Below are 9,694 nucleotides of genomic sequence, written 5' to 3' on the forward strand. Positions count from 1 at the left end.
TATTTTACTGCTGCTTCCTTATTTTGTCCTGCGTTTGTTTGAAGACACCCTCTAGAGCCTGTTTTAAAACCGTCAAAGTAACCAGATAAGGATACAGGCAAGACAGACAACAGCACGGAAATAAAGGGCTTTCTTCTCGTATCTGGTGGCGAAGTGGTTAAGCCCCCTCTGCTCCGTCCGGTTTCCTCGTGATGTCCCCCTTTTTGCCCCTACTGGTGTGCTGGTGGACTTTGATCGTGGTGCTGTCCAGCATCAGCGTTGTTCCGTCCACCAAATCCTGCTCAATCAGGGCTGTGAGAATGTTTTCCCATACTCCAGCTTTTGTCCATGCCCGAAATCGGCTGTATACGCTTTGCCATGGCCCGAACCGATCTGGTAAATACCGGCATGGTATTCCGGTGTTCAGCCAATACAGGATCCCGTTGAGCATTTCCCGGTTGCTTTTTCCTGGCCGCCCTCTTTGCGGTTTCTTTTCAGGCGGAAACTTATCCCTTATTCTATTCCATTGTTTTTCGCTTATTTCATGTCTTTTCATAGACTTTATTTTGTCATCTTTGCGCTTTACACTCAATATCTAAGTTTTAAACAGACTCTAGGATTACAATCTGCTCTAAAAAATAGATTGACATTTGAGAAAAAATCCGTATAATAATAAATGTTATATCACTCGACTAGTTCACAATTTACTGCGGTCTTGTAATATTATTTAAGGCCACAAAGCAAATTAGTTACAGTGATATCCGGGTGTAGCGCAGTTGGTAGCGCGCTTGGTTCGGGACCAAGAGGCCGTGGGTTCAAATCCCGCCACTCGGACCAAGTTGCATTGACAAAAAAGATGCACGCAAAAATCCCGCACTTCAGTGCGGGATTTTTGCGTGTAAATGGAGTGCTTTGCTTGAAAACAAGAACAACCAAAAGAGATTGGGAAAATTTGGGGACGTAAAATAAAAATAACGCACCAGAGATGCAAAAACAGCGGTTTTGGCAGTTTTTAGCAGTCTGCTCGACTCGAACTCTCCGCCTCTCTCTAAAAAAGAAAAACACACCTCCCCCGGAGTTACCAAGCCGCTCCGAGGGAGGTTTTCCATTTCGGGAGGACCCTTCCCATCATTGTTGCTTATGCTTCATGTGTTCAGCGTTCTTCGGTGGTGTTGGTAATAGCTTTCGTTCTGCTTTCCGGCTATACTGTCGTTACAACAAACGGGAAGGAGCACGGCAGCATGGAACAGAAAAAGAACCTCTGCGCTCAGGTGCCCCTCAGCCTCCACGCGCAAGTCTGCGAGGCCAGGGAGGCGGCGGGCCAGACCACCAGTGAATACATCACGAACCTGCTGATCGAATACTACAATTTAAAGAAAAACGGAGGTACGGCAACTATGAGCGGCAATACGAGAACGATGGCCTTCCAGATCCCCGAAGAGCTCTTCCAGCGGATTAAGGCTCACCTGGAGCGGGAAACCCAACGGACCGGCAGGAAGCTGACCCAGCGGGAGTTCGTGCTGAACCTGATCGAGGAAGCGCTGATCGAGGCTGAGGAGGATGCCGCTGAGGAAGCCGAGCGGGTCAATGCCTCCCTGGCCAGTGCCAGCCCCACCGGGACCACCACCGAGGAGGATGATCCCGAGGAGGACCTGCCTCCCGAGAAGCCCTGAATCACCACATCGCCGCCGCGTCCCCGCCCTGCGGGGGCGCGGTGCTTCTCTTTGATGGCAGTAGAGAAGATTCCACCGTCCATCGGCTTTCCCGGATGGTCAAAAATGGCACAGATATTTCGTTGCTCTTGATGAATGGATATTCCGGCAGAGGTGTGACATGGTGTTGCCACGCCCCAAAAAATCGAGGAAAGAAAGGAATTTCACAATGAACAACGACAACAGAACGCTCCTCACGATCCTGGAAGCCTGTACCCTGCTGGCCCGCGAAACCGTGTCCATGCTGGAGGGCCTCGATCAGCTCCCGGACAGTGCCGTCACCCTCCGCGGCGCCTTGGCACTGGTCGGCGAGGACCTGGGTGATGGCGGCGCACTTCTGGCATGGGTCGACTCAGAAATGGAGATGGTCAGGCACTTCGCTGAAACAAATGAGCAAACCACTCCCCTGGTGGAACGGGAGGTTCCCTGCGCATTACCGGACCCCATCATGCAGCTGGACGCCTCCTGCATCCTCCTCAAGGCCGCGGCACAACGGCAGCCAACAGAAGCCCAATGGCAGACCTCGCTGGAAGCCGTCCGGCTGCTCATGGAGATCGACGGCCTGGATGATATGGTCCTGACCGCCAAGGCCCCCAGCGGCGGGTTCCTGCGGGTCCAGGATCTGCGGAGCCAGCTGGAGCGCGTCCAGGCAGCGTTCCGGGGTAACCAACAGGAAGCCGGCGTCAGCCCCCGTGAGGCCGCCTTCTCCGAGGTGGAGGCCCCGCCCCTGAAGAAGGCTTAACGGGCCCCAGCGCCCCATGTGGCCCAGAAAAACGCCCCCGGCATCCTCTGGTTGGGATGCCAGGGGTGTTTCCGGAATCATGCCTCTGCCGCCTGAATTGACAGGATATTCTCAATTAAAATATGCTCTCCGCCCAATAAAAGCAGCTCGCCTTCATATTCATCGAATTTCTTGAGCCGCCCTGTAATGGTGACGCAGGCGCCTCCAGCCTTCCTTTTGTCCGGCTGGAAATAGGTAAGCGTTACCTTGGGATGCTCCGTGATTCTGTCCGCCAGCTCTTGCAGCCGCAAATCTAAGAGGGCCTTCTCATCTTCCGTCAGCTCAGCCTTCGAATCTGTCGGCCGGGCTGTCTCGTGGACGGCGGCCTCATAGCCGGTCAAAGCCCGGAAGGGCATAAACTGCGCCGCCCGGTCCCGCATGGGCATATGGGGATGGGCGCTGGAGACGTGGTGCGGCAGGTTGATGATATCGTCATATTTCCCCATTACGCCTGATGCCCTCCAATCGTATCGTTGCGGTCCTTCCCGGTAGCTCCCTCCACCAGATTCATGCCTTTCAGAATCGCGTTTTTCCCAAACCGCCTCTTGATGTCCAGCATGGTTCGCTGGACCTTCTTCTCCCGCTCCAGCTTCGCAGCCTCCCGGACCTGCTGTTCCTGAACGGCGTGGTAGTCCGTGAACAGATCCAGCTGTTCAAAGGCCATTTTCTCCGGAACCTCCGTCTCGTTTGCCACACAAGTGGCGGTGAGGTACAGGCGGCGTACCAGCAGATTTCGGTCGATGATGCGGTCAAACAACTCCAGGGCAGCGGAGATCATGCGCTTCGTGGAGGCGGTATAATCCCCCAGATTCGCGGTGCCGTGGGCGTGTTTGGGAATGGCCCGCCCATAGCGGTCCGCCGTTACCTCCCCTTTGTAGCCCCGTCCATTCAGACTTTCCCGGTCATAGCCCACCGTCAGCACCAGCTGACTGGTGACCAGTCCCTTGTCGACCAAGTCCAGAGATAGCTGGTCCGCCATCTCCCGTACCACCAGCCGGGCCTTCTCATAGCCGTAGGGATGCTGGAGAACCTGCCCAGAGCCGACGCTCTTGCTCTCCGGCTGATATGCCTTAACGTCCGCCATAGTGCAGGGTTCCCAGCCCCAGGCGTGATCGATCAGCAGCTCCGCGTTGATTCCAAACAGCTTGTACAGCAAATCCTCATTATAAAAATCATTCGGACCGCCCAGAGAACAGCGGGCGATATCCCCCATGGTGTACAGACCGTGGGCCTCCAGCTTTCTGGAATAACCTCCGCCCACCCGCCAGAAATCGGTGAGGGGCCGGTGATCCCACAGCAGACGCCGGTAGCTGCGCTCGTCCAGCTTGGCGATGCGCACGCCGTTGACGTCTGGGTGGATGTGCTTGGCCACAATATCCATGGCCACTTTGCAGAGGTACAGGTTGGAGCCGATGCCCGCCGTGGCGGTAATGCCGGTGGTTTCCAGAATATCCAGAATCATTTTCATGGCCAGCTCCCGGGCGCTGAGCCGGTAGGTTCCCAGGTAATTGGTCACGTCCATCAGGACCTCGTCGATGGAGTAGTTGTGAATGTCTTCCGGCGCGATATATTTGAGATAGACGTTGTAGACCTTCGTGCTCCATTCCATGTAATGAGCCATCCGGGGCGGAGCTACGATATAATCCACCGCCAAAGCCGGATTGGCCTTTAATTCAGTATCGCTGGAGGAGGAGCCGGCAAACTGCCTCCCCGGTGCGGAACGGAGCCGCTGAGCGTTGACCTCCTTGACCCGCTGGATGACTTCAAACAGCCGCGCCCGGCCGGAGATGCCCCAGGCTTTCAGGGAGGGCGTCACGGCGAGGCAGATGGTCTTTTCCGTGCGGCGCAGATCCGCCACCACAAGGTTGGTGGTGAGGGGATCGAGGCCCCGCTCAACACATTCGACGCTGGCGTAAAAGGATTTCAAATCCACGGCAATATAGGTGCGGCCTTCCATCGCGGGGTCTCCTTCCTGAGTGGCTTTTACATCTCTATCATAGCATACCCAGCCCAAGCCGGACAAGCCAAAATCTATAAGTCAAACGCATCCAATAACCGAGGGCGAAGGGCTGGAGCAGGTTGTCTACAGATAACAGCAAAAGAGGTGAGGCGGAGCATTCCTGACTTGGGATGCTCCGCCTCTTTTGCATTTCAGAAGGAGGTAATCAACATTATGAAACAGCATGCGGACGGCTTCGCTTCGTCCTCTAAAAGTCTCCCAAAGGAAACCTGCGAGATGAGCAGTCAGGAATTTATCGCTCGTATAAACGCGCTCATTCCCTCCCCAAATGAAGAAGCCAACAAAAATCTGCTGGACTTTGGCAACAGCCTCTGGCTCCGACTGAAAGAGGACCTGTACAATACGTTTTCCTTCATTTCCCGTCACTTTACCCCGGATACATTACAAGGTGTGTACGACCTGAGCGGAATTGCGAATAAAGGGATGCTGCCGTGGGAGATGATAGGCGCGGCAATTTATTTGCAGACAAATACGCCGGTGCAGGAGATCGAGGAGGATTCCTGGGACTATTTCGTAGGTTTTACCGCCCCGGAAGCCCCTGACAAAATCAGCTCCCTGGCGCTCTGCACTGTGCATGAGAACGGGTGTGCAGCGCAGTTCTATACCCGCCACTTTGGGCGGTTCGACCCCCTGGAGCTGCTGTATAACGCAACAGCCTGCTCCGTATACAACGGCGTTACGATAACGGAGGCTATCCAACAGTTCGATTGCAATATGGAAATACGCCATCCACGGGAAACTGCTGTCATTCTTGACCCAGAGCCTAAAATGGTGGAAAAGCTGACCCAGCTGATGCCGGACAGTCCCATTATTGCCGCCCATATCAACTTAGACGCGGACAGCGGGACCGTTGCCACGGAGATAAACCCCCTGTGGGAGAAGCTGCGGGATGAGTTAGATGAGTTAAGTCACGGCCAGCAGCAGAAAACCTCCGAAAAAAAGCGCTCTTCCAAGCGCAGCCACCAAATGGAAAGATAAAGGTGAACACCCTCCGGCAACGCTCCCGGCATCGCAAAACCAAAGGGATGCCGGGGGCTTTTTTCGTTCCCAGCAGGGTGAGTCAGACGCTGAAGTTCAACTGGCGATAGTAGCCGTCATAGACGCGGGAAATGGGCTTGTCCGCTACAGCGGGCCGGTCCGGGCCATAGAGCAAACTGCCCAGCTTATAGCTCACGCCATTGACACAGACATTCTCCCCGGCACTGTGGCTTCCAAACTTTGTCAGCCAGGCCAGTGCCTCCCGTACCGTGCAGCCCCGGCGAAGCTGTCCCTGTTCGTCCCACAACGGATCATAATCCAGTCCCATTGTACAAAAAACCTCCCATATTTTTTACAATACCGCTGAACATTGTAACTGGAAAGACCAGGAAAAGCAATGCCGGACATGGAGAAAAAGACGGGCGGATTTCGTGAATGTTGGGACTTGACAGCGCAAACATTACGGCCCCAGGAGAAGCAGCCGGGCAGGGTATCCCCAAAGGAGTACCCTGCCCGGCTGTTTTTGCTTTCGGCCAGATTGGAGGTGAATTTATTTTGAACGCAAACATGGCCTACGGCTTCACAGAAACGGAGCTGGACATCGCCAAGCACACGGATTTGCCGGACCTGCTGTTCTCTCTGGGCTATACGCTGAAGCGGATCGGCAGCTACTACACCACGGCGGAGATGGACAGCATCCGCATCAAGGAGCGCCTTACCTGGAGGCGCTACTCCACCCGGCAGGGCGGCGACGCCATCTCATTCCTCCAGGAGTTCTGCGGAATGCGTTTCCCGGAGGCGGTGGATTACCTGCTGGCCTATCATGGGCGGTCCAGAGACTCCCCCGACCGGGACAAGCCCATCCCCCGCCCCAAGCCGCCTCCGCCCAGGGAAAAGCCGCCTTTCGTCCTGCCTCCCGCGAACCCGGACCAGCGGCGGGTGTTTGCGTATCTTCGCAAGCGGGGAATTGCGTCTCAGGTAATCCAACGCTTTCTGGACGCCGGGCTTCTCTACGAGGACGCCCCATATCACAATTGCGTGTTTGTCGGCAGGGATGGCAACAGCCAGCCCAAATTCGCCAGCAAGCGCGGGACCCTGGACTTTAATGGGGCCGGATTTAAACGGGACGTCCTGGGCAGCGACAAAAAGGTGGGCTTTCGGCTGCCCTGTGAGCCGGAGATCGAGGAGGTGGCGGTCTTCGAAGCCCCTATAGACCTTATGAGCTTCTGCACCCTCTGCCCGGAGGTCCACAGCAACGCCGTCGCCCTCTGCGGGCTGTACAGCGGACCGCTGGACACCTACCTTCGGGACCATCCCCACCTGAAAGCCATCAAGCTCCTGCTGGACCATGACGAGCCTGGGATCACGGCGGCGAAGGAGATGCGGGAGAAGTACCGGGCGGCTGGGTACGAGGTGGAAATCCGGGTCCCGAAGTACGGCAAGGACTGGAACGCGCAGCTCAAATACAAGCTCACGGGGGTCTTGGAGGAGGTGAAGCCACCCAAAAGCAAAGAAAATCCCACAAAAAAGGAGGAAACCAAACCTATGGCGAACTTAGGCAAGATCATCAGCGACAAATCCACAGCGGACGCCAAATGGCGGGAGGAACGGCAGGCGGACAAGGAAACCGCCGCTGCCCTCCGGGACGCCAGCGTCATACAGATCACCAGGGACCCTGAGAAATTTGCCCGTTACCTGGAGCTCCAGGGGGACAACCCCTCCTATAGTTCCGGAAACATCGCCCTGGCCATGGCCCAGCTCCCGGAGGCCACCGTGGTCCATACCCGCGGCCACTGGAAGGACCTGGGCCGCTTTGTGTTGGACCCGGAGCTGAAGAACGGCGCCAGCATCTTCACCCGGTCCGCCACGGGCCGGGGGTACAACCTCACCAGCGTCTACGATATCGCCCAGACCCAGGGCCGGGAGCTGCGGACGGTCCAGCTTAAGGAGGACACCGAACCCATGGAAGCAGCCCTGTCCGCCCTGCTGAACTTCTCTCCGGTTCAGGTGGTGGCCGCTGAAAACCTGCCCTCCGGGGCCTATTATGACCCCCGGCAGATGACGCTGGCCATTGACACCGCATGCCCGGACAGCCAGGCGTTCGCGGCCATCGCCGCCGAGATTGCCCAGGCCCGGTTCCATGACCGAGGACGCAATCCCGCCTACAGCCGGGAGGGCTGTGAACTGAGCGCCCAGAGCGTTTCGTACATCCTTTGCCGCCGCTTCGGCATCCAGCGGGAACTGCCGGACCTGACGGGAATGGCGAAACGCTGCCAGGGCTGGGAGATTGAGGACCGGATAGCCTTCCTGAAAGAGATTCAAGGCATGAGCCGTCAGATTGGCGGTTCCATTGAGAAAACCATCGCTCCGCCCCAGCGGAAGGCTCCGGCTCGGAGCGGGGACGAGAGATAGTCCCACTATTTTGAGATAGGAGAACAACATGAAAAGAACGATTCCTTTGCTCCTGGCTGCATTCCTGCTTTCCACGCTTCTGTCCGTTCCCGTCCAGGCTGCCGAGGCGGCTGACGCCACCAAGCCGGCCAGAGACAGCGCCTACTATCCCATTTCCGTGGAGGAGTACACGGCTGGCGACTTCGATGAGCTGCGCATCCAGAAGGTGTACCAGCTGTCCCTGGACGATGACCCCGGCCTCATCCCCACGGAGGATTTTGAGCGGAACGGGCGGCTGTATTACCTGCTGGATATGACCCGGAAGGACGAGGTGGGCGTGGACACCAAGCCCCATGTCCAGACGGTCACACGCCCCAGCGATACTAATAACATGGAGAAAATTCTCCAGACCCTGGATGCCGAGATCGAAGCCACCACCGAGGACGGCTACACGGGAACCCTGCACCTGGACCACACCACGGTCAAGGTCACAACCGACGGCTACGCCACCAAGACCGGAACCGTGTCCGCTACCCGGACCTATCCGAATTTGTCGGATGCGGACCTCTCCCTGGTGCCCAAGACCATCTCCGATGGCGGGCGGAGCCTGACCCTGGCGGATGTGCAGTGGGGCAATTCCACCCAGGAGGAGGGTGACGGTGTGGTCACCCGCTACACCGCCACGGCCCGGTACATCGGCAGCACCTCCAGTAAGTACGCCACCGGGTACACGGTGACGGCGGACTACTCCGGAGAGGTTTCCAAAACCGGCTGTAATGTGGTTACCTATACCGCCGTGTTCGGCAGCACCGACGCTCCCAAGGACTCCGGCGTTCAGGAGGGTGAACCCGTCGACGTCTCCGGCATCGGGCGTCCGCTTATGATCGGCGGCGCGGTTCTGGTGCTGGTCCTGGGCGGCGCGTTTGCATACAAAAAAATTCGAAGGAGATGAAGAAACTTTGAAATTGAGAACCTTCCTGCTGGCCTGCATGATCTGCGCCCTGTGTGCCGTCCAGGCCAGCGCCCTCGAGTACAGCTATGACGGGGCGGACGATTTCCTGTTCGCCCGGCCTACCAGCGATGACACGATCTACGAAGAGGAAAACCCCAACGTGGACCGGAGCAAGAACGTGGCCCTGGTGGCCCCCGGCTTCGGCAGCCCCACCAGCTATCTCCCCGGCTCCGGTGAGTACCTGACCCCGAACCTTGTTCCCGGTGCCCTGAGCGGCGGGCTGGTGAATCAGGTGGGCGGCGCGAATTACTCCGTGTCGGAGGACGGGATATCCAGCGGCATGGGCGGGTTCCTGCCCAGCACGTCCATCCTGGACAGCAGTTCCTCCGGCTCTTCCACTCCCCCGGAGCACTTCACTGTCACCACCCGGCCCAATGACACGGCTTCCGTAGGATTCACCAGCGTCACCGAGGACAGCTATTACAGCAACGGAAGCCTCGGGACACTTAAAATCCCTGCCATTGGCCTGAGTGTCAAGATCGTCCAGGGCACGGACAGCGCCGCGCTGAAGAAAGGCGTGGGCCACTTCGAGGAGACGTCCATCTGGAATGGCAACGTCGGATTGGCCGCCCACAACAGAGGGACCAATTCGTACTTTGGCAAGATTCATACGCTGGAAGCCGGGGACGAGATCACCCTTTCCACCAAGGAGGGAACCCGGACCTATGAAGTGATCTCTGTTGCCAAGGTGACGGAAACGGATCGGAGCAGCCTGGAGAACACCTCCGAGAACTGCCTGACGCTGTACACCTGCGTCCGGGATGAACGGGACCTCCGGTGGTGTGTGAGAGCGGTTGAACTGACGGATTAAACCGAGCTGA

At 57.3% G+C, this 9,694-nt stretch carries 10 protein-coding genes and 1 tRNA gene; 7 read left to right on the plus strand and 4 right to left on the minus strand.

Annotated elements, in window-relative coordinates:
- Positions 1-157 precede the first annotated feature (157 nt).
- Positions 158-535, minus strand: a complete 378-nt coding sequence (locus Q0063_RS13480) for an IS5 family transposase (protein ID WP_297872489.1) — start codon at positions 533-535, stop codon at positions 158-160.
- A gap of 205 nt (positions 536-740) precedes the next feature.
- Here Q0063_RS13480 and Q0063_RS13485 point away from each other — a divergent pair.
- The 3 genes from Q0063_RS13485 to Q0063_RS13495 all read left to right on the plus strand — a co-directional run bounded on the left by Q0063_RS13485 (position 741) and on the right by Q0063_RS13495 (position 2,433).
- Positions 741-816 (plus strand) — tRNA-Pro (locus Q0063_RS13485).
- A 404-nt stretch (positions 817-1,220) separates the two neighbouring features.
- Positions 1,221-1,652 carry a translation initiation factor 2 gene (locus Q0063_RS13490; RefSeq protein WP_297872490.1) on the plus strand — a complete coding sequence of 144 codons (432 nt, stop codon included), beginning with the start codon at positions 1,221-1,223 and terminating at the stop codon, positions 1,650-1,652.
- Between the two features lie 208 nt (positions 1,653-1,860).
- Positions 1,861-2,433: a hypothetical protein gene (locus Q0063_RS13495; RefSeq protein ID WP_297312305.1), complete on the plus strand. Its 573-nt coding sequence runs from the start codon at positions 1,861-1,863 to the stop codon at positions 2,431-2,433.
- A 77-nt stretch (positions 2,434-2,510) separates the two neighbouring features.
- On the opposite strand, the gene Q0063_RS13500 is transcribed toward Q0063_RS13495, so the two are convergent.
- On the minus strand, positions 2,511-2,918 hold the full coding sequence (locus Q0063_RS13500) for a hypothetical protein (RefSeq protein ID WP_297312303.1): 408 nt from the start codon (positions 2,916-2,918) through the stop codon (positions 2,511-2,513).
- Complete coding sequence (locus tag Q0063_RS13505; RefSeq protein WP_297312301.1) at positions 2,918-4,429, minus strand: DNA methylase; 1,512 nt, start codon at positions 4,427-4,429, stop codon at positions 2,918-2,920. Before Q0063_RS13505 ends, Q0063_RS13500 begins: the two co-directional genes overlap by 1 nt.
- Positions 4,430-4,645: 216 nt before the next feature.
- Between Q0063_RS13505 and Q0063_RS13510 the strand changes: the two genes are divergently transcribed.
- The gene (locus Q0063_RS13510; protein WP_297312300.1) at positions 4,646-5,470 is read left to right on the plus strand and encodes a hypothetical protein; all 825 of its coding nucleotides are present in this window, start codon (positions 4,646-4,648) and stop codon (positions 5,468-5,470) included.
- 82 nt (positions 5,471-5,552) lie between these two features.
- On the opposite strand, the gene Q0063_RS13515 is transcribed toward Q0063_RS13510, so the two are convergent.
- Positions 5,553-5,798: a hypothetical protein gene (locus tag Q0063_RS13515; protein WP_016321682.1), complete on the minus strand. Its 246-nt coding sequence runs from the start codon at positions 5,796-5,798 to the stop codon at positions 5,553-5,555.
- Positions 5,799-6,025: 227 nt separating this feature from the next.
- On the opposite strand from Q0063_RS13515, the gene Q0063_RS13520 reads away from it, so the two are divergent.
- The 3 genes from Q0063_RS13520 to Q0063_RS13530 are packed head-to-tail and all read left to right on the plus strand — an operon-like array spanning position 6,026 to position 9,684.
- Positions 6,026-7,882, plus strand: coding sequence for a DUF3991 and TOPRIM domain-containing protein (locus Q0063_RS13520; protein ID WP_297872491.1), 1,857 nt, complete (start codon positions 6,026-6,028; stop codon positions 7,880-7,882).
- Between the two features lie 28 nt (positions 7,883-7,910).
- Positions 7,911-8,813, plus strand: a complete 903-nt coding sequence (locus Q0063_RS13525) for a hypothetical protein (protein ID WP_297872492.1) — start codon at positions 7,911-7,913, stop codon at positions 8,811-8,813.
- Positions 8,814-8,850: 37 nt separating this feature from the next.
- Positions 8,851-9,684, plus strand: a complete 834-nt coding sequence (locus Q0063_RS13530; RefSeq protein WP_297872493.1) for a class D sortase — start codon at positions 8,851-8,853, stop codon at positions 9,682-9,684.
- Positions 9,685-9,694: the final 10 nt, after the last annotated feature.

This window comes from uncultured Oscillibacter sp., assembly GCF_947654275.1.
Classification (GTDB): Bacteria; Bacillota; Clostridia; order Oscillospirales; family Oscillospiraceae; genus Oscillibacter.

Coding starts and splice junctions, on each gene's coding strand:
- Q0063_RS13480 (WP_297872489.1), bottom strand. CDS start 535: ATGAAAAGACATGAAATAAGCGAAAAACAATGGAATAGAATAAGGGAT.
- Q0063_RS13490 (WP_297872490.1), top strand. CDS start 1,221: ATGGAACAGAAAAAGAACCTCTGCGCTCAGGTGCCCCTCAGCCTCCAC.
- Q0063_RS13495 (WP_297312305.1), top strand. CDS start 1,861: ATGAACAACGACAACAGAACGCTCCTCACGATCCTGGAAGCCTGTACC.
- Q0063_RS13500 (WP_297312303.1), bottom strand. CDS start 2,918: ATGGGGAAATATGACGATATCATCAACCTGCCGCACCACGTCTCCAGC.
- Q0063_RS13505 (WP_297312301.1), bottom strand. CDS start 4,429: ATGGAAGGCCGCACCTATATTGCCGTGGATTTGAAATCCTTTTACGCC.
- Q0063_RS13510 (WP_297312300.1), top strand. CDS start 4,646: ATGAAACAGCATGCGGACGGCTTCGCTTCGTCCTCTAAAAGTCTCCCA.
- Q0063_RS13515 (WP_016321682.1), bottom strand. CDS start 5,798: ATGGGACTGGATTATGATCCGTTGTGGGACGAACAGGGACAGCTTCGC.
- Q0063_RS13525 (WP_297872492.1), top strand. CDS start 7,911: ATGAAAAGAACGATTCCTTTGCTCCTGGCTGCATTCCTGCTTTCCACG.
- Q0063_RS13530 (WP_297872493.1), top strand. CDS start 8,851: ATGATCTGCGCCCTGTGTGCCGTCCAGGCCAGCGCCCTCGAGTACAGC.